The sequence below is a fragment of the Streptacidiphilus monticola genome (genome assembly GCF_042658505.1).
Lineage (GTDB): Bacteria > Actinomycetota > Actinomycetes > Streptomycetales > Streptomycetaceae > Streptacidiphilus > Streptacidiphilus monticola.
In genome coordinates, this window is the sequence record NZ_JBHSQJ010000012.1 from 25650 (window position 1) to 45065 (window position 19416).

Below are 19416 nucleotides of genomic sequence, written 5' to 3' on the forward strand. Positions count from 1 at the left end.
GGGCCGGGTCCGGTTGCGCTCCAGCTGATCGGCCGTCAGCGGCGGTGTGATGCCCAGGAGTTCACCGGTTGCCGGGTCCCCGAGGCGCAGCTCCAGCGAACGGTCGATGCGTAGCGGACCGCGGAGCGGACGCCCGTCCAGGAAGGTGCCACGCCGGGACATGTCCGTGTAGACGGCGCCCCGCTCGTCCCCCACCAGCACCCCGTGGCACTTGCGGGAGACCAGGGGGTTGACGGACACCACATCGGCGTCCGGATCCCGCGCGACGACGACCCGCCGCCCAGGCGGGAAGCGGTGCTGACGCCCGGCCAGAGTCACTATCAACTGCGGTGCGTGCGCGGACTCTTCGTCCCCCACCGACCCCCCTCACCCTGCCGCTGCCGCGGCCCCCACCCGGTGATCCACTCATTCAGCTCTTACTCCACGCATAGTGGATACCACAGCGCAGTGACACAGCAACCCGGCAATCCCCTCCGGGGACCCGCCGGGGCCGGAGCGACGCGAGGCTGTGAACATGTGCGGCTCCGCCGCGTGGGCGCGAGCACGCACCCCTCCCAGAGAGGCCTGACCGGCACATGGGGCCGAACCTCCCAGGGGGTGGGCTTCTCGGGCCCACGCGGGCCGCACATGTCCACAGCCCCCGCCCCAGGCCCCTGCGGGCCCTGGGGCGGGGGAGTCACCTCAGCTGAGGCGTTCCACCAAGTAGGCACGGGCGCCTGACGGCGCGTCAGCGCGGTAGTCGGTGGCGTCGGCTTCGCCGACATAGCGTTGGGTGCGCATCTCGCACCACGCCGGGACGTCCAGCCGGGCCGCCTCGTCGTCGGAGAGCACGACCACCGTGGCGCCGACCGGCACGGTCGGAAACCGCTTGGCCAGTTCGATGATGGGGACCGGGCACCGCTTCCCGATCGAGTCCACGACCAGCGGGGCCGAGGCCGGCGCGGGCTCGAGGTGCGCGCGGGTCCCCGCCACCGCGCGCGGCAGCGCGGCCAGGAAGGCGTCGATGTCCGCCGCCGTCGTGCCCGTCGGGAGCGACACCCGGACGTTGCCCTCCGTCAGCGCTCCCATCGCGGCCAGGACATGGCTGGGCGTCAGCGTGCTGCTGCTGCAGGACGAGCCCGACGAGACGGCGAAGCCCGCCCGGTCCAGCTCGTGCAGCAGCGCCTCGCCGTCCACGTAGAGGCAGGAGAAGGTGAGCACGTGGGGCAGCCGCCGCTCCGCGTCGCCCAGCACCGCCAGGTCGGGGACCAGGCCCGGGAGCTCGGCGCGGAGCCGGGCGACCAGCGGCCGCAGGGCCGCGTCCGCGGACGCCGCCTCCTGGCGGACGGCCCGAAGGGCCACGGCGGCGGCGATGGCTGACGGAACGTCGACGAAGCCCCGGTCGTCCGCGGGAAGCGGCGAGCGGTACCGGGTGCCCTTGCGCACCACCAGCACGCCCAGGCCGACCGGTCCGCCCCACTTGTGCGCGGACGCGGTCAGCAGCGACCAGCGGCCCGGCACCGGGCCCCAGGCCGCCGACTGCGCGGCGTCCACCAGGAGCGGAACGCCGGCCTCCGCGCACAGCTCCGCGACCTCGGCCACCGGCTGCACCGTGCCCACCTCGTGGTTGGCGGACTGCAGCGCCGCCAGCGCGGTGTCGGGACGCAACGCCGCCGCGAACTCCCCGGTGCCGACCCGGCCGAGGGCGTCCACCCCCACCGAGGTCACCTCGCCGCCGTCCCGCTCGAACTGTTCGGCGGCGTGCAGGACGGAGGAGTGTTCGACGGCGCTGTGTACGAAGTGACGCCCTTTCCGGTGATTGCCGGAAAGGGCACCCAGCACCCCTACATGGTTGGCGAGGGTCCCCGACGCGGTGAACGACACCTCGTCAGTTCGCGCGCCCAGCTCGGCGGCCAGGGTCTCGCGGGCCGCGTCCAGCAGCATCCGGGCGCGGCGCCCGTCGCGGTAGAGGCGGGTGGGGTCCGCCCAGCCCTCGTCCAGCGCGGAGAGCAGCGCCTGGCGGGCCAGGGGGTGCAGCGGGAGCGTCGTCGCGGCGTCGAAGTAGGGCACGGCACCACGGTAGACGGGCAGCTGAGCATGCATCAGCGGCTGTGGCGGCGGCGCGCGGCACCGCCGTGGTCCCCGCTCCGTACCCGATCGTATGACAGGCTCATCGGCCCCCCGCGAGCGGCCCCCCGGCGTGTCGGCGGGTCCCGGTCGCGGCCCCCGAATGGGCTGCTGACCTGCGATTCCGCCCATTCGGGCGCTCTCTGCCAGGGAGATCGGCGCGTTAGTGGGACCTGCCCGCAAAGCGCCGATCGGGCTGGAGTAGGGTTTGGGCCGCATAAACATCCAAACCCTGCCCGTGACCGGGCCACCGGGACCCACCCCCGGTCGGCATGGTGAGCGGGCGAGACTTCGGGAAGGCGCTACGTGAGTCCCAACGGCTCCGACCGCTCGCCGCGGCGCTCGATGCGGCGGAAGCTGCTTTCAGCGCTGACGCTGGGCCTCGTCCTTGCCACCGCCACAGGCTGCCAGTCCAGTGACCTGCCCAGGCTCGGCCTGCCCACTCCCAGGGACGAGGAGGGCCACACCGTCCTCTTCCTCTGGCAGAGTGCCTGGATCGCCGCACTGGCCGTCGGTGTGCTGGTGTGGGGTCTGATCCTGTGGAGCGTCGTGTTCCACCGGCGCAGCCGCACCAAGGTGGAGGTTCCTCCGCAGTTCCGTTACAACATGCCGATCGAGGCCCTGTTCACCATCGTTCCGGTGCTCATGGTCTCCGTCTTCTTCTTCTACACGGCACGTGACGAGAGCGCGCTGCTCAAGGTCGACAACAAGCCCACCACGCACGTCATCAACGTTGTCGGCTTCCAGTGGAGTTGGGCGTTCAACTACGAGCACAAGGTCGACCCCAAGCACCAGAACCAGCTGGGCGACCAGAGTGGCGCGTACGACGTCGGCACCCCGGAGCAGCCGCCCACGCTGTGGCTGCCGCAGGGTGAGAAGGTCGTCTTCGAGCTGACCTCGCGCGACGTCATCCACGGCTTCTGGCCGGTCGACTTCCTCATGAAGATGGACGTCATCCCCGGCATCGTGAACCGCTTCGAGGTGACGCCCACTCAGCTGGGCACCTTCCGCGGCAAGTGCACCGAGCTCTGCGGCGTGGACCACTCGCAGATGCTCTTCAACGTCAAGGTTGTGACCCCGGCCGAGTACCAGGCTCATCTGCAGCAGCTTCGTGCCAAGGGTCAGGCTGGTTCGGTGCCGTCCGGCATCGTGACCACGGGAGCAGGTAACACACAGTGACGATCCTCAACGAACCCCACGGGCTCAGCGGGGGTACCGCGACCGTGGGCAAGCCCGCGAAGGGCCAGAAGAGCGGCACGCAGATCATCAAGTGGATGACGACGACCGATCACAAGACGATCGGCACGCTCTACCTGGTGACCTCGTTCGCCTTCTTCCTGATCGGCGGTGTCCTCGCGCTGACCATGCGCGCCCAGCTCGCCCAGCCTGACGGCGGCGTGCTCACCAACGAGCAGTTCAACCAGGCGTTCACCATGCATGGCACGATCATGCTGCTGATGTTCGCCACCCCGCTGTTCGCCGGCTTCACGAACTGGATCATGCCGCTGCAGATCGGCGCGCCGGACGTGGCGTTCCCGCGGCTGAACATGTTCGCGTACTGGCTCTACCTGTTCGGCTCGCTGATCGCGGTCGGCGGCTTCCTCACCCCCCAGGGCGCGGCCGACTTCGGCTGGTTCGCCTACGCGCCGCTGTCCGACGCCATCCACACCCCGGGTGTCGGCGGCGACATGTGGATCATGGGTCTGGCGCTGTCCGGCTTCGGTACCATCCTCGGCTCGGTCAACTTCATCACCACGATCCTCTGCATGCGCGCCCCGGGCATGACCATGTTCCGCATGCCGATCTTCGTGTGGAACGTGCTGCTGACCGCGGTGCTCGTGCTGCTGGCCTTCCCGGTCCTCGCCGCCGCGCTGCTGGCGCTGGAGGCGGACCGCAAGTTCGGCGCCCACGTGTTCGACCCCGCCAACGGCGGGCCGATCCTGTGGCAGCACCTCTTCTGGTTCTTCGGCCACCCCGAGGTGTACATCATCGCGCTGCCGTTCTTCGGCATCATCTCCGAGGTCGTGCCGGTCTTCTCGCGCAAGCCGATGTTCGGCTACTCCAGCCTCATCGCCGCGACGATCGCCATCGCCGGCCTCTCGGTGACCGTGTGGGCCCACCACATGTACGTCACCGGCGCGGTGCTGCTGCCGTTCTTCTCCTTCATGACGTTCCTCATCGCGGTCCCGACGGGTGTGAAGTTCTTCAACTGGATCGGCACGATGTGGCGCGGCTCGCTGAGCTTCGAGACCCCGATGCTCTGGGCCACCGGCTTCCTCGTCACCTTCCTCTTCGGTGGTCTGACCGGTGTTCTGCTGGCGTCCCCGCCGATCGACTTCCATGTCTCGGACTCGTACTTCGTCGTGGCCCACTTCCACTACGTGGTCTTCGGCACCGTCGTGTTCGCGATGTTCTCCGGCTTCCACTTCTGGTGGCCGAAGATGACCGGCAAGATGCTGGACGAGCGGCTCGGCAAGATCACCTTCTGGATGCTGTTCATCGGCTTCCACACCACCTTCCTGGTGCAGCACTGGCTGGGCGCCGAGGGCATGCCGCGTCGCTACGCGACCTACCTGCCCACCGACGGGTTCACCACGCTGAACATCGTCTCCACGGTCGGCTCGTTCATCCTGGGCGCGTCGATGCTGCCCTTCCTCTACAACGTCTGGAAGACCGCCAAGTACGGCAAGAAGGTCGAGGTCGACGACCCCTGGGGTTACGGCCGCTCGCTCGAGTGGGCGACCTCCTGCCCGCCGCCGCGGCACAACTTCCTCACGCTGCCGCGCATCCGCTCCGAATCCCCGGCGTTCGACCTGCACCACCCCGAGATCGCCGCCCAGGACTACCTGGAGAACCACGGCGAGGTCCCGGCCCACCTGGCCGCCGCGCTGGAGAAGAAGGAGGGCGGTGACCGATGAGGGAACAGGGCAAGATCTTCGCCGGCTTCTCGGTCTTCATTCTCGGCATGGCGATCTGGTACGGCCTCTGGTCCAAGGACCCGACCGGCACCACGGCGCTCTTCCTGGCCTTCGGCCTGGGTGCGTTCATCGCCTTCTACCTGCTGTTCACCGCCAAGCGCGTGGACACCGGCGCGGGTGACAACCCCAACGCCGAGGTCTCCGACGACGCCGGTGTGCTGGGCTTCTTCAGCCCGCACAGCTGGCAGCCGCTCTCGCTCGGCATCGGTGGCTCCCTGGCCTTCCTGGGCGTCATCTTCGGCTGGTGGCTGCTGTTCTTCTCCGTCCCGATCATCGGCATCGGCCTCTTCGGCTGGGTGTTCGAGTACTACCGGGGCGAGAACCAGACGCAGTGACGTAGCGTCAGCGCACGAAGGGGGGGGGGNCGCAGTCCTTGGGACTGCGGCCCCTTCGCCGTACGCGCGACACACTCTGACGGCTGAGCAGGAATGTGCCTTTTGTCCGGGATTCCTACGATGTGACGGTACGTCGGATTCGGGGCAGCGTGAAAGGCGTGACGTGTGATGAACACCCGACTGCGGTCCTGGGCTCCCTGGCTCGGCGGAGCGCTGGTTCTCGTGCTCAGCGGATGCAGCGGCGGCTCCGACCAACCCCAGGAGCACGCCGTTGACGCGGCGTCACTCGTCAAGCTCAGTACGGCCGCCGGGCAGACGGTGGACCCGTCGACCCCGCTGACGGTGACGGCGGTCAAGGGCACCCTGACGGACGTGACCATCCGCGGCGCCGACGGGCGCCAGGTCGCCGGCAAGCTCGCCCCCGACGGCCGCAGCTGGCACTCCACCGGCACGCTCGCCGCCGGCGCCGCCTACCAGGCGCAGATCAGCGCCGACGACGGCAGCGGCGGCCGCGGCACGGTCACCGAGCAGTTCCACACCAAGGCGGCCGCCCACCTGCTCACGGCGACCTTCACCCCGCAGCAGGGCGGCAGCTACGGGGTCGGCGAGCCCATCACGGTGACGCTCAGTCAGCCGGTCAAGGACCCGGCTGCCCGGGCCGTGGTGGAACGCGGTCTGGTGGTCCGCTCCTCCCCGTCGGTGACCGGCGCCTGGTACTGGGTGGACGACACCACGCTCCACTTCCGCCCGCAGGGCTACTGGCCCGCCCACGCCACCGTGCAGGCGGCGTTCCAGCTGCAGGGCGTCAAGGTCCAGGGCGACACCTACGGCGGCGCGCTGAGCGCGACGGCCTTCACCACCCGGGACAAGTGGTACGCCCTGACGGACGCCCGGTCGGACTACATGACGGTCTACCGCAACGACAAGGTCGTCCGCCGCATCCCGGTGACGACCGGCAAGCCCGGCTTCTCCACGCGGAACGGCATCAAGGTGGTGCTGGAACAGCAGTCGACCGTCTTCATGGACTCCCGGACGGTGGGCATCGCCGCGGGCTCCTCCAACTCCTACGCGCTCAACGTCCGTTGGGCGAGCCGGGTCACCTGGTCGGGCGAGTACGTCCACGCCGCGCCGTGGTCGGTGGGCTCCCAGGGCGTCGCCAACGTCTCGCACGGCTGCACCGGCATGTCGACGGAGAACGCCCGGTGGTTCTACGACACCTTCCGTCCCGGGGACCTCGTGGAGGTGGTGCACAGCCTCGGGCACGAGATGGAGCGCTTCGGCAACGGGTACGGCGACTGGAACGTGTCCTGGGCGGACTGGGAGAAGGGCAGTGCGCTGCACCGCACAGTGACCACGGGAGCCCCGGTGAACGGCGTCGGGGGCACGGCCGACACGACGGCCACGGCGGTGGGGTACCTACGGCCCAGCGTGTGACCGCGGGGACGCCCGGAGGGGCGCGTGCGCGAGCAAGACACCACTCGCGGAGGTCCGTCCCCGATCAACGGGTCGGACCTCCGCGAGTGGTGTGCTGCCCGCGCAGTTCCCCGCGCCCGTGAGGGGTGCCCTACCGCTGGACGTCGGGGACGCAGCGGCCGGATTCGGTGCGGTAGGACCACTTCGCGCCGTGGGTGACCAGTTCCTTCACCGCCGTGAGGAACCGCTCCACGTGCTCGTCGGGCGTCCCCGCCCCGAAGCTGACGCGGATGGCGTTCAGGCTCCGCTCGCCCGGCAGGGACGGCTCCGGGGCACCGCACTCGCCGGGGCTGTCCTCCTCCCCGCCGAGCAGGGTGCGTACCAGCGGGTGGGCGCAGAACAGTCCGTCGCGCACACCGATCCCGTACTCCGCGGAGAGCGCAGCGGAGAAGTGGCTGCTGTTCCAGCCCTGCACCACGAAGGAGAGCACGCCGACCCGCTCGTGATCCGTGCCGAACAGGGTGAGCACCCGCACCTCGGGGATCTCGGCCAGTCCGGTCAGCAGACGGTCGATCAACTCCCGCTCGCGGGACACCAGGGCGTCGAACCCGGTCTCCGTCAGCGCGCGGCACGCGGAGGCGATGGCGTAGGCGCCGATCACGTTGGGGGAGCCGGCCTCGTGGCGGGCCGGGCCGCGGTGCCACTCGACGGCGACGCCGCCGTCCGCCTCCCGGGCGACGGTGCGGGACGCGCCGCCGCCGGCCAGGTAGGGCTCGGCCGCGTCGAGCCAGTCCGCGCGCCCGGCGAGTACGCCCGCGCCGAACGGGGCGTACAGCTTGTGGCCGGAGAAGGCCACCCAGTCAACGTCCAACTCGCGGACGGAGACCGCGTGGTGGGGCGCCAGCTGGGCGGCGTCGAGGACGATCCGGGCGCCGTGGCGGTGCGCCGTCTCCGCGAGCGCGCGCACCGGCCAGATCTCGCCGGTGACGTTGGATGCCCCCGTGACGCACACCAGCTTCGGCCCGGCCGGCGCCACCGAGAGCGCGGCGTCGAGCGCGTCGACGGCCTCCTGGGGCGAGCGGGGAGCGCGGAGGTAGGAGACCGTCAGCCCCTCGCGACGCCAGGGGAGGAGGGAGGCGTGGTGCTCCGTCTCGAAGGCGTAGACGCAGGTGCCGGAAGGCAGCACGGAGGCCAGCAGGTTGAGCGAGTCCGTGGTGGCCCGCGTGAAGACGACGTAGTCGTCCTCGCGCAGGTCGAGGAAGTCGGCGACGGTGGCGCGGCTCTGCTCGAAGAGGTCGGTGGACAGCTGGGACAGGTAGCCGGCCCCGCGGTGGACGCTGCCGTAGTAGGGCGCGTAGGCGGCGACGTCGTCCCAGACGCGCTGCAGGGCCGGAGCGCTGGCGGCGTAGTCGAGTGCGGCGTAGCCGACCTTGGTGCCGTCCGCGAGCGGCACCTCGACGTCACGGCCGAGGACGGGGAGCGGGGTGGAACAGGCAACGGTGGAGACAGACATGACGAATCCTCAGGGCATGGCTGGACACGCGACGGCCCGGAGTGCGGGCAGGCGGGCGCAGGGGCGAAAGGGTGTGCGGAGAGGGAGGCGCGTCGGCCTCTAACGCATTCGCTGTGCCATGTGGAGAACTCCTCGGACCGAGGGATCCCGGGGAGGGGGATCCGCGCTTGCCGTTGCACGGTGCTGTGCGACGGCCTGGTCGTCACCCGGAGGCACCCCGCCGCGGGCGGAGGGTTGCCGGACAGCGAGCCGGGGCTTCAGCGGTTCGTGAACCGCGTGCTGTCACTCGTGACCTGACGAGGAGTATGCCAGAGGGCCCGGAACGTGAACGAGCCCATTCCGTCATCCGAGATCCGTCGATGACAGACATTCCGTTGCAGCCCCGTAGGGGCGCGGGGGACTGCGCGACCGGCCCACCACCCAGGGAGGTCCGTCCCCGATCAGCAGGTCGAACCTCCGCGGGTGGTGGGCCGGTCGCGCAGTCCCCCACCCCCGTACGGGCGGGGGTGCCCCCAGCGCCACTGCGGGGCTCCGCCCCTGAGGCGTGGCGGCGACTAACGGTTGGTCGCGGAGCTCCACCGCTCGAGGACGGCCAGTGCCGCGCCGCTGTCGATGGACACCGCCGTGCGCTCGATCGCGGCAGCGAACTGCTCGATCAGAGGGGCCGGCGTCTGCTCCAGCGCTACCAGCGCCGCCGCCGAGTTGAGGACCACCGCGTCGCGGACCGGGCCGGTCTTGCCGGCCAGGACCTCGCGGGCGACCTGGGCGTTGTACGCGGGGTCGGCGCCCCGCAGGGCCTCCACGGGGGCGAAGGGGAGGCCCAGCTCCCGCGGGTCGAAGGGGATCTGCTCCACCTCCCCGTCCAGCACCCGCCACACCGTGGACGTCGTCGTGACCGTCAGTTCGTCCAGGCCGTCGTCGCCGCGGAACACCAGGGCCGAGTTGCCGCGGCGGGCCAGGACCCCGGCGATGAGGCCGGCCATCCGGCTGTCGAAGCAGCCCACCGCGTTGGCCGTGACCCGGGCCGGGTTGGTCAGCGGGCCGAGCAGGTTGAAGGAGGTGGGGACCCCCAAGTCCTTACGGGCGGTGCCCGCATGACGCATCGCCGGATGGAACACCGGGGCCGGGCAGTAGGTGATGCCGATCTCCGTCGCCACCTGCGCGACCCGCTCGGGGGACAGGTCCAGTCGGACGCCCAGGTGCTCCAGCACGTCCGTCGCGCCGCTCGCGGAGGAGGCGGCCCGGTTGCCGTGCTTGACCACGCGCGCGCCCGCGCCCGCGGCGACCACGGCCGACATGGTCGAGATGTTGACGGTCCTGGCCCGGTCGCCGCCGGTCCCCACGATGTCCACCGCGGGGCCGGGGACCTCGATCACCGTGGCGTGCGCGTACATCGCGTCGACCAGGCCGGAGATCTCCTCGACCGTCTCGCCCTTCGCGCGCAGCGCGACCATGAAGCCGGCGATCTGCGCCGGGCTGGCCTCTCCGCGCATGATCTGGTCCATCGCCCAGGCGGTGCCCGCCGCGTCCAGATCGGCCCCGGAGAGCAGGGGGTTGAGCACGTCGGGCCAGGTGCGCTGCTGCACGGGGACGACCATCGACGGGCCTCTCACTCGAGTCATGTGGCGGCTGCTGGGAACAGCGCCAGCCTAGCGAGCGGAGGCCCGGACGGGCCGGAGGTCTCAGGCGGCGAGATGGGCGGAACGCAGCAGCGTCGTCGCCGTCTCAGCCAGGGCGACCGGGTCCACCGGGGCGGCCACCGCGGCGTCGGCCCGGGACCAGGTGGCGAGCCAGGCGTCCTGCGGGCGGGCCACCAGGACCAGCACCGGAGGGCAGTGGTAGACCTCGTCCTTCAGCTGCCGGGCCAGGCCCATCCCGCCGAGGGGCACCGCTTCGCCGTCGAGCACCAGAAGGTCGATCCGCTTGGCGCCCTTCGCGTGCGCGTCCACGGCGCGGACCACCGCCGGGGCCGTCGCGCACTCGAGGTACTCGATCTCGGGGAGGTCCTGGGCCGGGCGGCGGCCGAGGGCCAGCCGGACCTGCTCGCGGGTGTTCCGGTCGTCGCTGTAGACGAGGACGCGCAGTGCCATCGCAGACACAACCCCCTGGGTCGGGTGATCGGGACCACTTCTTCGTGCTCGTCGCGGACTCTACTCCCGAACCTCACGCACCGACAGAAGTCGTGCGCGGCAAGGCCGCTCAGCGGCCGAGGATCACCTTTTCGAGGGTACGTCAGGACCCGGACACACCGACGCACACCCCCCGCCGTCAAGACGGAATAAGCGACCGACATAATGTCGGTCGTGGCGACAGCAACTGCAGTAGAAACCGGGCACGCACACGGTTCGGTCAACCGGCCGAACCTCACCAGCGTCGGAACCATCGTCTGGCTGAGTTCCGAGCTGATGTTCTTCGCTGCCCTCTTCGCGATGTACTTCACGATCCGGTCGGTGACCGGCGTCGACTTCTGGCACGAGCAGAACCACGCACTCAACGTGCCGTTCTCCTCGGTCAACACCACGATCCTGGTGCTCTCCTCGTTCACCTGCCAGATGGGTGTGTTCGCCGCCGAGCGCGGCGACGTGAAGAAGCTCCGGGCCTGGTTCATCGTCACCTTCATCATGGGTGCGATGTTCATCGGCGGTCAGATCTACGAGTACACGGAGCTGGTGAAGAAGGACGGCCTGTCCCTCTCCTCCTCCCCGTACGGCTCGGTCTTCTACCTGACCACCGGCTTCCACGGCCTCCACGTGACGGGCGGTCTGATCGCGTTCCTGCTGGTCCTGGGACGGACCTACGCGGCCAAGCGCTTCACGCACGAGCAGGCCACCGCGGCGATCGTCGTGTCGTACTACTGGCACTTCGTCGACGTGGTCTGGATCGGTCTGTTCGCGACCATCTATCTGATCAAGTAAGGGTCGGACCGTCCTGACGGTCTACCAGACTCCAGACGCTCCAGATCCTCACACCGGGGTTTATCCGTGAAAAAGCTCTCCGCACGACGGCGCCACCCGCTGGCAGCGCTCGTCGTCCTCATCTTCGCGCTGGCGGCCACCGGGGGGCTGTACGCCGCCTTCGCGCCGACCGGCAGCGCACAGGCTGACAGCAGCCAGTCGCTGTCCGTCGAGCAGGGCAAGAAGCTCTACCAGGTCGGCTGCGCCAGCTGCCACGGCCTGAACGGCGAGGGCACCAAGGACGGCCCGTCGCTGGTCGGCGTCGGTTCCGCCGCCGTGGACTTCCAGGTCGGTACCGGCCGCATGCCCGCGCAGCAGCCGGGCGCCCAGGTCCCGAAGAAGAAGGTCATCTACACCCAGGCCCAGATCGACCAGCTCGGCGACTACATCGCCACGCTGGGCGCCGGTCCGGCCCGGGTGACGGAGGCCCAGACCCAGGGCGGCGACGTCTCCCGCGGTGGCGAGCTGTTCCGTACCAACTGCGCCCAGTGCCACAACTTCGCCGGTGCCGGCGGCGCGCTGAGCGAGGGCAAGTTCGCCCCGAGCCTGGCCAAGGTGAGCGGAAAGCACATCTGGGAGGCCATGCTGACGGGTCCTCAGAACATGCCGTCCTTCCCTGACTCCACCATGCCGGAGCAGCAGAAGAAGGACATCATCGCGTACGTCACGCACACGACGAACTCGGACACCAACCCCAGCTACGGCGGAATGACCCTGGGTGCCATCGGCCCGGTCTCCGAGGGGCTGTTCGGTTGGATCTTCGGGCTCGGCGCCCTGATCGGCGTTGCCATCTGGATCGCCGCCCGCACCCCCAAGGCCAAGAAGTCATGACGAGCCAGGACAACATGTCTGAAGAACACCTGCCCGAGGCGGCAGGCGGGCACGGGACGGTCGCCGTACACGGCGGCGCGTTCGCGGACCCCGGCCTGCCGCCCCACGAGCCCCGCCGGACCGACATCGACGAACGGGCCGCCAAGCGGGCCGAGCGTCAGGTCGCCCTCTGGTTCGTGCTGTCGATGCTGGCCACCGTGGCCTTCATCGCCTGCTACGTCATCTTCAAGCCGGGGCCCCAGTCCGCCAACACGGTCTACATCTGGCCCATCGGCGATGTCTCCAAGCTGAACTTCGGCCTGGGCATCTCCCTGGGCGTGTCCCTCTTCTCGATCGGCGCCGGCGCGGTCCACTGGGCCCGCACGCTGATGTCGGACGAGGAGCACATCTCCGAGCGCCACCCGGTCGAGGCCACCCCCGCGGTCCGGGAGCAGGTCTTCGCGGACTTCCGCCAGGGCGCCAAGGAGTCCGGCTTCGGCCGCCGCAAGCTGATCCGCAACACCATGATCGGTGCGATGGCCGTCTTCCCGCTCTCCGCGGTCGTGCTCTTCCGCGACCTCGGCCCGCTGCCGGAGAAGAAGCTGATCCACACCGCGTGGGTCAAGGGCATGCGCCTGAAGAACATGAACACGGGCGAGCCGATCAAGGCCTCCGACATCGAGGTGGGTTCGCTCACCTTCGCCATGCCGGAGAACCTGAGCGAGGACGACGAGGACTTCCAGGAGCGCATCGCCAAGGACGCGGTCATGCTGGTCCGCCTCCAGCCGGAGGACATCAAGGACAAGCGGTCCGCGGACTGGGGCTACAACGGGGTGCTCGCCTTCTCGAAGATCTGCACCCACGTGGGTTGCCCGATCTCCCTGTACGAGCAGCAGACGCACCATGTCCTCTGCCCGTGCCACCAGTCGACCTTCGACCTCTCCGACGGCGCGCGGGTCATCTTCGGCCCCGCCGGCCACCCGCTGCCGCAGCTCGCGATCAACGTCGACGGCAACGGCAACCTGCAGGCCCTCGGTGACTTCAGCGCCCCGGTCGGCCCCGGCTTCTGGGAGCGCAGCGAATGAGCAGTGACGTGACGCACGATCAGACCGGCCACAGCGAGGCCGGAGTCGAGCAGGGCCACGTCGGCGAGAAGCTCGCCGACTGGGCCGACGGCCGACTCGGGATCTACAACCTGGCCAAGTCCAACCTGAGGAAGATCTTCCCGGACCACTGGTCCTTCATGCTGGGTGAGATCTGCCTCTACAGCTTCATCATCATCATCCTGACCGGCGTCTACCTGACGCTGTTCTTCAACCCGAGCATGGGTGAGGTCGTCTACCACGGCTCCTACACCCCGCTGCAGGGCATCCGCATGTCCGAGGCGTACGAGTCGGCGCTGAACATCAGCTTCGACGTGCGCGGCGGTCTGCTGATCCGTCAGATCCACCACTGGGCGGCCATCGTCTTCGTCGCGGCGATGATCGTGCACATGATGCGCGTCTTCTTCACCGGCGCGTTCCGCAAGCCCCGTGAGATCAACTGGCTGTTCGGCTTCCTGCTGCTCTTCCTGGGCATGTTCGACGGCTTCATGGGCTACTCGCTCCCGGACGACCTGCTGTCCGGTACCGGTATCCGCTTCATGGAGGGCGCGATCCTGTCGGTGCCGATCGTCGGCACCTACCTGCAGATGTTCCTGTACGGCGGCGAGTTCCCCGGGCACGACATCATCCCGCGCTTCTACACCATCCACATCCTGCTGATCCCCGGCATCATGCTGGGTCTGCTGGTGGCGCACCTGATCCTGGTCTTCTACCACAAGCACACCCAGTTCGCGGGCCCCGGCCGCAGCGAGAAGAACGTCGTCGGCATGCCGCTGATGCCGGTCTACATGGCCAAGGCCGGTGGCTTCTTCTTCCTGGTATTCGGCGTCATCGCGCTGATCTCGGCGATCGCCTCGGTCAACCCGATCTGGGCCTACGGCCCGTACCGCCCGGACCAGGTGTCCACGGACGCTCAGCCCGACTGGTACATGGGCTTCTCCGAGGGCCTGATCCGCATCATGCCGGGCTGGGAGATCCGACTCTGGGGCCACACCCTGGTGCTCGGCGTGTTCATCCCGCTGGTCGTCTTCGGCCTGATGTTCGTCGTGATCGCGCTCTACCCGTTCCTGGAGGCGTGGATCACCGGGGACAAGCGCGAGCACCACATCCTCGACCGCCCGCGGAACCAGCCGGTGCGCACCGGCCTGGGTGTCGCGTGGCTGGCGGAGTACATCATCCTGCTCGTGGGTGGTGGCAACGACCTGTTCGCCACGCACCTGCACCTGTCGATCGACGACATCACCTGGGCGTGCCGGGTGCTGTTCTTCGTCGGCCCGGTGCTGGCCTTCTGGATCACCAAGCGCTGGTGCATGGGTCTGCAGCGCCGTGACAAGGACAAGGTCCTGCACGGCCGGGAGACCGGAACCATCAAGCGCCTGCCGCACGGTGAGTTCATCGAGGTCCACGAGCAGCTGCCGCAGTCGGAGCTGTTCCGCCTCACGGCGCACGAGCAGGCCACCCCGGTGGAGCTGCCGCCGGCGGTGGACGAGAACGGCGTCAAGGCCAAGATCGGTGTCGCGACGAAGATCCGCGCCAAGCTCTCCGAGGGGTACTTCGGCGAGGCCGGCCAGATCTCGAAGGCCACGCCCGAGGAGCACGCCGAGATCACGAGTGGCCACGGCCACCACTGATTGATCTGCGATCTGCAGAAGCCGCCGCCACAGCGGTAAAGGCCCCCGCCCCAAGTTCCCTTGGGGCCGGGGCCTTTGGCATGTCGTCAGGTTGCAACCGCCTGGGGGCGCGGGGAACTGCGCGAGCAAACACCACCCAGGGAGGTCCGGCCCCATGTGCGGGACGGACCTCCGCGGGTGGTGGGCTGGTCGCGCAGTTCCCCGGCCCTTGAGGGGGCGGGCTAGTCGTCGAGGCCGAGGGCGAAGGCGGCGTCGAGGTCGTGGCGGCTGTAGGTGCGGAAGGCGATGTGGGTCTCCGTGGACTCGACGCCGGGAACCTTGTTCACCTGGCCCGGGATGACGTCCGCCAGGTCCTCGTGGGCGCGGACGCGCACCATCGCGACCAGGTCGTAGGTGCCGGTGACGGAGTACACCTCCGTCACCGCGTCCAGCGCCGCGATCGTCTCGGCGATCTCGGGGATCCGGTCGACGCTGGTCTTGATGAGCACGATCGCGGTGATCACGAAGAACTCTCCTGGATGGACGCGGGCGGCGCTGACGCCCCAGCGTAGCGCCGGGAGGCGAAGAGCCAGGCGAACAGGAAGCCGCCCGCGAAGCCGATCAGATGGGCCGCGTAGGCGACCCCGGGGACCGCCTCGCCGGCGGCGTCGATGGAGACCCACTGGACGACGAACCAGAAGCCCAGCACCACCCACGCGGGGAACCGCAGCGGCAGGAAGAACAGCATCGGGATCAGCGAGGTCACCCGGGCCTTGGGGAAGACGCGCAGGTACGCGCCGAGCACCCCGGCGATCGCACCTGACGCTCCGACAAGTGTCTGCGTGGCGCCGGGACCTCCGGCCGCGACGAGGGCGTAGCCGTAGGTGGCGAGATAGCCGAGGGCCACGTAGAGCAGCAGGAAAGCGAGCGGTCCCAGCCGCTCCTCCAGGGCCGCGCCGAAGACGAAGAGGAAGAGCATGTTCCCGGCCAGGTGCACCCAGCCGCCGTGGACGAACATCGCCGTGAGCACGGACAGGGCCGGGATCTTCGGGAAGTCGCCGACCGCCGGGCAGCCCGCGGCCGCGTGGAAGGGCAGGGCCTGGTTGTTCAGCAGCTCCGCCGGGACCACCCCCCAGTGCCGGACGTAGGCGTCGGCCGCGCAGGCGCGGGCCGCGCCGGAGCCGTAGAAGGGGTCGAGCCCCGAGACCGGCCCGGCCAGGAAGACCAGGACGCAGATGAGGATCAGCGCGTAGGTCATGACGGGCAGGTAGGGAGAGGGCCGGGGGAGTCGGGACATGAACAAAGCATTCCTTGACGGGATGAATCTGACACTTCGCCAGGGGGCGTGTGGGGGACGTTTCGGGTGGGCAGTGGGGAGGCCATAGGGTTTCCGGGTAGCACCGGAGCCCGCCCGTGCCGCGGCCTTGCAGCACGGAACTACCGAGAGGACCCACCGTGGCCGTCCCCCTGCCCACCGAGACGACCCGCTGGCGCTGCACGCTGTGCGGCAATCTGACCCGCTTCGACGTCACCAAGTCCTCCCGGGTGGTCGAGTTCGTCCACCTGGACCTGGCCGGGGACGCCAAGGTCGAGGAGCGCGAGGTGCTGGCCGAGACGGTCGAGTCGGTGCGCTGCCGCTGGTGCAACGCGGTGGACCAGGTGGAGCTGGTGGACCGGCCCGGGGCCGAGGCCGAGGCCGCCGCGCAGGCGGAGCGCGAGTAGTCCCGCGCACGCGGGACAATGACGGTTCGGGGGTATCTCACAGAGAGCGCGGACACGTGGTGGAGCAGGAACGTTCGGACACGGCGACGGCCGCTGGGACCGTCCCGGAGGCCGACGCGGCCCCTGCCGCCCGGGAGCAGCTCGAACGCCCCCTGCCGGAAGGGGTCCGCCGGCGCGTCGTCGGCATCGCCGCCGACGCGCTGTCCGGGCTCGGCCCGACCGAACTGCCCGCCAGGCTGCGCCCCTATGTGAAGTTCACCCGGGACGCCCGGGTCAAGCGCGGCGCGACCGCCATCGCGGCCGCGCTGGAGACGGAGACCGCGTTCCGGCTCAAGGTCGCCGAACGCGTCCGGTTGGGCCAGCCCGATCTGGCCGAGGCGCTGGACCACGGCGCCGTCCCGGCCGCGGCGGACCCGCAGGACGTCGCGGCCGCCGCGTACCTGCTGCGCCCCGCCGGCTGGACCCGGCTCGTCGAGGAGGTCGGCGAGGAGGTCGAACGCGCCGAACACGAGAGCCAGGCGGCGGAGAACGCCCGGCTGCTGGAGAAGGCGCAGGCGGAACTGTCGGCGCTGCGCGCCTCCTCGCGCGCGGACGCCGAGCGGGCCCGCGCGGAGCTGGAGGAGGCACGCCACGAGCGCGACCAGGCGCAGCGGCGGCTGCGCAGCCTGGAGGCGGACACCAAGCGCGCGGAGGCGGCCGCCCGCAAGGCGCGCGCGGAACTTGACGCCCAGTCGGCCGCGGCGGCGCCCGGACGCGCCGCGGCGGACGCGGAGTTGCGTCGGCTGCGGCACCGGGTCACGGAGCTGGAGTCGGCGCTGGAGGCGTCCCGCCGGGCCGCCCGGGAGGGCCGCAGCGCGGAGGACATGCGGCTGCGGCTGCTGCTGGACGTCGTCGTGCAGGGCGCCCAGGGACTCCAGCGCGAGCTCGGGCTGCCGCCGCTGACGTCGCGCCCCGCGGACGCGGTGGACGCGGTGACGCCGAGCGCGGCGTCGCCGCACGACGTGGCCCGCAGGGGCCTGGAGGGCGACGACCCGGCGCTGCTGCGGCAGCTGCTGCAACTGCCCCAGGTGCACCTGGTGGTGGACGGATACAACGTGACCAAGACGGGCTGGCCGACGCTGCCGCTGGACAAGCAGCGGGCCCAACTGCTGCGTGGGCTGGGGATGCTGGCCGCGCAGTCGGGCGCGGAGGTCACCTGCGTCTTCGACGGGCAGGACCTGGACGGCCCCATCCCGATGGCCCCGCCGCCCCGGGGGGTCCGCGTGCTGTTCTCGCGGAGCGGGGAGACGGCGGACGAGCTGATCCGCCGGCTGGTCCGGGCGGAGCCCGAGGGCCGCCCGGTGGTGGTCGTCTCCACGGACCGCGAGGTCGCCGACGGCGTGAAGGCCGCGGGGGCGCGGCCGCTCCCCTCCACCATGCTGCTGCGCCAACTCGTGACCCGACCTTGAGTCAGTACCGGGGGCGCGCAGTTCCTCGCGCCCCCGGTGCTGGTGACTGAATCGTTGTTAAAAGTGGGGTTGGAGAGGGCACTTGGGGGAGACGGGAACACGGGTTCGGCACTAAGCTCGCGTTCGATCTTCACCTTCTCTGCGCCGTCCAAAAGAAGCGGATCGACCGTGGCCTCTCACCGCCGTCCCAAGCAGCCCAGCCGGGCGCGGATCTCCGTGCTCACCGCCGCCGCGGCGACCGCGGTCGCGCTGTCCGCGCAGACCGCCGCCCACGCGGACCCCAAGCTGACGGTGAAGCAGGCCAAGTCCGAGGTGGACGCGGACCGGCGGGACGCCGCCGCCGCGACGGAGAAGTACAACAACGCCAAGGAGCAGCAGCAGGCGCTCCAGCACAAGGTGAGCCTGCTCCAGGACGAGATCGCCCGCCAGCAGGCCGTGGTGAACCAGGAGTTGGAGGGCCTCGGGCAGGTCGCCTCCTCGCAGTACGCCGAGGGCGCCATCGACCCGACCGTCCAGTTGATGCTCTCCTCCGACCCGCAGGGCTACCTGCAGCGGGCCGTCGCGCAGGACCAGGTGACCCAGGCGCAGGCGGACCAGCTGGCCCAACTCGTGGAGCAGCAGCAGCTGCTGCAGCGGGAGAAGCAGGAGGCGGCGGGGGTGCTCGCGGCCGAGCAGAAGCTGCTCGACCAGATGCGCGGGATCAAGAACTCCGCCCAGGCGAAGCTGCGCCACGCGCAGTCCGTGCTGGCCCAGCTGAGCCCGGCGCAGCGGGCCCAGGCGGGGGCCGGGTACAACTACGGCACGGTGAAGGCGCAGGGCACCGGAAGCGTCAAGGACATCAACCTGTCCGGCATTTCGGCGGCCGCGCAGACGGCGATGCAGGCGGCGATGAGCAAGGTGGGCGTCGCGCCCTACTCCTACGGCGCGTCCGGTCCCAACGCGTTCGACTGCTCGGGCCTGGTGATGTGGGCCTACGCCCAGGCCGGGGTCTCCTTGCCGCACTCCTCCTACGCGTTGGAGTCGGTGGGCACGGCCGTGCCGTCGCTCGCCGACGCGAAGGTGGGCGACATCATCGTGAACGAGAACGGCGGCCACGTCGGCCTCTACGCCGGCAACGGCATGCTGCTGAACGCCCCGGAGTACGGCTACACCGTGTCCATACAGCCGCTCAGCTACTTCGGGCGGATCGTCGCCATCCGCCGGATCTGACGCCCCGACACGAGTGTGACCTGTGTCACGGAGGTGACGCAGGATCAGGTGAGATGTCCGTTCTGCCCGAGCGTGTCCTAGGCTTCTCGTCATCGAACGGTCACCCAGGGTCCACGAACTGACGGTGCCTCAGAAGTCACACGATTTTTTTCCGGCAAGGATTTGAACGGATCACGGTTCGGTCACTAGTGTCATCGCTCGAACCACCGCCGAAT

General features: G+C 70.0%; 18 protein-coding genes and 1 riboswitch. Of the genes, 11 read left to right on the top strand and 7 right to left on the bottom strand.

Annotated features, from left to right (window positions below):
* Positions 1-357: FHA domain-containing protein (locus ACFP3V_RS04155; protein ID WP_380579788.1), on the bottom strand; the 357-nt coding region annotated here is incomplete at its 3' end.
* 324 nt (positions 358-681) lie between these two features.
* Positions 682-2049, bottom strand: a complete 1368-nt coding sequence (locus ACFP3V_RS04160) for a cysteine desulfurase/sulfurtransferase TusA family protein (protein WP_380579790.1) — start codon at positions 2047-2049, stop codon at positions 682-684.
* Between the two features lie 363 nt (positions 2050-2412).
* Here ACFP3V_RS04160 and ctaC point away from each other — a divergent pair, with 363 nt between their 5' ends.
* The 4 genes from ctaC (at position 2413) to ACFP3V_RS04180 (ending at position 6853) form a co-directional block, all read left to right on the top strand.
* On the top strand, positions 2413-3285 hold the full coding sequence (ctaC, locus tag ACFP3V_RS04165) for an aa3-type cytochrome oxidase subunit II (RefSeq protein ID WP_380579792.1): 873 nt from the start codon (positions 2413-2415) through the stop codon (positions 3283-3285).
* A 44-nt stretch (positions 3286-3329) separates the two neighbouring features.
* Entirely contained in the window at positions 3330-5024 is a 1695-nt protein-coding gene (gene ctaD, locus ACFP3V_RS04170; protein ID WP_380579909.1) for an aa3-type cytochrome oxidase subunit I, read from the top strand.
* Entirely contained in the window at positions 5021-5419 is a 399-nt protein-coding gene (locus ACFP3V_RS04175; RefSeq protein ID WP_380579794.1) for a cytochrome c oxidase subunit 4, read from the top strand. The genes ctaD and ACFP3V_RS04175 overlap by 4 nt, the downstream gene beginning before the upstream one ends.
* A 168-nt stretch (positions 5420-5587) precedes the next feature.
* Positions 5588-6853, top strand: coding sequence for a L,D-transpeptidase (locus ACFP3V_RS04180; protein WP_380579796.1), 1266 nt, complete (start codon positions 5588-5590; stop codon positions 6851-6853).
* Between the two features lie 130 nt (positions 6854-6983).
* Here ACFP3V_RS04180 and ACFP3V_RS04185 read toward each other — a convergent pair whose 3' ends face one another.
* The 3 genes from ACFP3V_RS04185 to ACFP3V_RS04195 form a co-directional block, all read right to left on the bottom strand.
* Positions 6984-8345 carry an aminotransferase class V-fold PLP-dependent enzyme gene (locus ACFP3V_RS04185; RefSeq protein ID WP_380579798.1) on the bottom strand — a complete coding sequence of 454 codons (1362 nt, stop codon included), beginning with the start codon at positions 8343-8345 and terminating at the stop codon, positions 6984-6986.
* Between the two features lie 158 nt (positions 8346-8503).
* Positions 8504-8639: riboswitch (SAM riboswitch) on the bottom strand.
* A 260-nt stretch (positions 8640-8899) separates the two neighbouring features.
* A complete protein-coding gene (gene trpD, locus ACFP3V_RS04190; RefSeq protein ID WP_380579800.1) occupies positions 8900-9967 on the bottom strand; it encodes an anthranilate phosphoribosyltransferase in 1068 nt (355 codons plus the stop codon).
* 60 nt (positions 9968-10027) lie between these two features.
* Positions 10028-10435: a hypothetical protein gene (locus tag ACFP3V_RS04195; protein WP_380579802.1), complete on the bottom strand. Its 408-nt coding sequence runs from the start codon at positions 10433-10435 to the stop codon at positions 10028-10030.
* A 204-nt stretch (positions 10436-10639) separates the two neighbouring features.
* On the opposite strand from ACFP3V_RS04195, the gene ctaE reads away from it, so the two are divergent.
* From ctaE to qcrB, 4 genes are all read left to right on the top strand, one after another.
* The gene (ctaE, locus tag ACFP3V_RS04200) at positions 10640-11260 is read left to right on the top strand and encodes an aa3-type cytochrome oxidase subunit III (RefSeq protein WP_380579804.1); all 621 of its coding nucleotides are present in this window, start codon (positions 10640-10642) and stop codon (positions 11258-11260) included.
* Between the two features lie 66 nt (positions 11261-11326).
* Positions 11327-12130 carry a cytochrome bc1 complex diheme cytochrome c subunit gene (gene qcrC, locus ACFP3V_RS04205; RefSeq protein WP_380579806.1) on the top strand — a complete coding sequence of 268 codons (804 nt, stop codon included), beginning with the start codon at positions 11327-11329 and terminating at the stop codon, positions 12128-12130.
* The gene (gene qcrA / locus ACFP3V_RS04210; RefSeq protein ID WP_380579808.1) at positions 12127-13194 is read left to right on the top strand and encodes a cytochrome bc1 complex Rieske iron-sulfur subunit; all 1068 of its coding nucleotides are present in this window, start codon (positions 12127-12129) and stop codon (positions 13192-13194) included. The genes qcrC and qcrA overlap by 4 nt, the downstream gene beginning before the upstream one ends.
* Complete coding sequence (gene qcrB, locus ACFP3V_RS04215; RefSeq protein WP_380579810.1) at positions 13191-14843, top strand: cytochrome bc1 complex cytochrome b subunit; 1653 nt, start codon at positions 13191-13193, stop codon at positions 14841-14843. Before qcrA ends, qcrB begins: the two co-directional genes overlap by 4 nt.
* A gap of 221 nt (positions 14844-15064) precedes the next feature.
* Here qcrB and ACFP3V_RS04220 read toward each other — a convergent pair whose 3' ends face one another.
* Together ACFP3V_RS04220 and ACFP3V_RS04225 are read right to left on the bottom strand one after the other, a co-directional pair.
* Positions 15065-15346 carry an Lrp/AsnC family transcriptional regulator gene (locus tag ACFP3V_RS04220; RefSeq protein ID WP_380579811.1) on the bottom strand — a complete coding sequence of 94 codons (282 nt, stop codon included), beginning with the start codon at positions 15344-15346 and terminating at the stop codon, positions 15065-15067.
* Positions 15343-16119 (bottom strand): rhomboid family intramembrane serine protease, encoded by a 777-nt coding sequence (locus tag ACFP3V_RS04225; RefSeq protein ID WP_380579813.1) that lies wholly within the window; start codon positions 16117-16119, stop codon positions 15343-15345. Before ACFP3V_RS04225 ends, ACFP3V_RS04220 begins: the two co-directional genes overlap by 4 nt.
* Positions 16120-16277: 158 nt before the next feature.
* Here ACFP3V_RS04225 and ACFP3V_RS04230 point away from each other — a divergent pair, with 158 nt between their 5' ends.
* From ACFP3V_RS04230 to ACFP3V_RS04240, 3 genes are all read left to right on the top strand, one after another.
* The gene (locus tag ACFP3V_RS04230) at positions 16278-16544 is read left to right on the top strand and encodes a hypothetical protein (RefSeq protein WP_380579815.1); all 267 of its coding nucleotides are present in this window, start codon (positions 16278-16280) and stop codon (positions 16542-16544) included.
* Between the two features lie 56 nt (positions 16545-16600).
* Positions 16601-17992 carry an NYN domain-containing protein gene (locus ACFP3V_RS04235; RefSeq protein WP_380579817.1) on the top strand — a complete coding sequence of 464 codons (1392 nt, stop codon included), beginning with the start codon at positions 16601-16603 and terminating at the stop codon, positions 17990-17992.
* 168 nt (positions 17993-18160) lie between these two features.
* Positions 18161-19201, top strand: a complete 1041-nt coding sequence (locus ACFP3V_RS04240) for a C40 family peptidase (protein ID WP_380579819.1) — start codon at positions 18161-18163, stop codon at positions 19199-19201.
* Positions 19202-19416 lie beyond the last annotated feature (215 nt).

What these genes read in the sequence shown, in the direction of transcription:
- ACFP3V_RS04195 (WP_380579802.1), bottom strand. Translation starts at nt 10,435, where the DNA reads ATGGCACTGCGCGTCCTCGTCTACAGCGACGACCGGAACACCCGCGAG.
- ACFP3V_RS04225 (WP_380579813.1), bottom strand. Translation starts at nt 16,119, where the DNA reads ATGTCCCGACTCCCCCGGCCCTCTCCCTACCTGCCCGTCATGACCTAC.
- ACFP3V_RS04180 (WP_380579796.1), top strand. Translation starts at nt 5,588, where the DNA reads ATGAACACCCGACTGCGGTCCTGGGCTCCCTGGCTCGGCGGAGCGCTG.
- ctaE (WP_380579804.1), top strand. Translation starts at nt 10,640, where the DNA reads ATGTCGGTCGTGGCGACAGCAACTGCAGTAGAAACCGGGCACGCACAC.
- ACFP3V_RS04185 (WP_380579798.1), bottom strand. Translation starts at nt 8,345, where the DNA reads ATGTCTGTCTCCACCGTTGCCTGTTCCACCCCGCTCCCCGTCCTCGGC.
- qcrB (WP_380579810.1), top strand. Translation starts at nt 13,191, where the DNA reads ATGAGCAGTGACGTGACGCACGATCAGACCGGCCACAGCGAGGCCGGA.
- qcrA (WP_380579808.1), top strand. Translation starts at nt 12,127, where the DNA reads ATGACGAGCCAGGACAACATGTCTGAAGAACACCTGCCCGAGGCGGCA.
- trpD (WP_380579800.1), bottom strand. Translation starts at nt 9,967, where the DNA reads ATGACTCGAGTGAGAGGCCCGTCGATGGTCGTCCCCGTGCAGCAGCGC.
- ACFP3V_RS04175 (WP_380579794.1), top strand. Translation starts at nt 5,021, where the DNA reads ATGAGGGAACAGGGCAAGATCTTCGCCGGCTTCTCGGTCTTCATTCTC.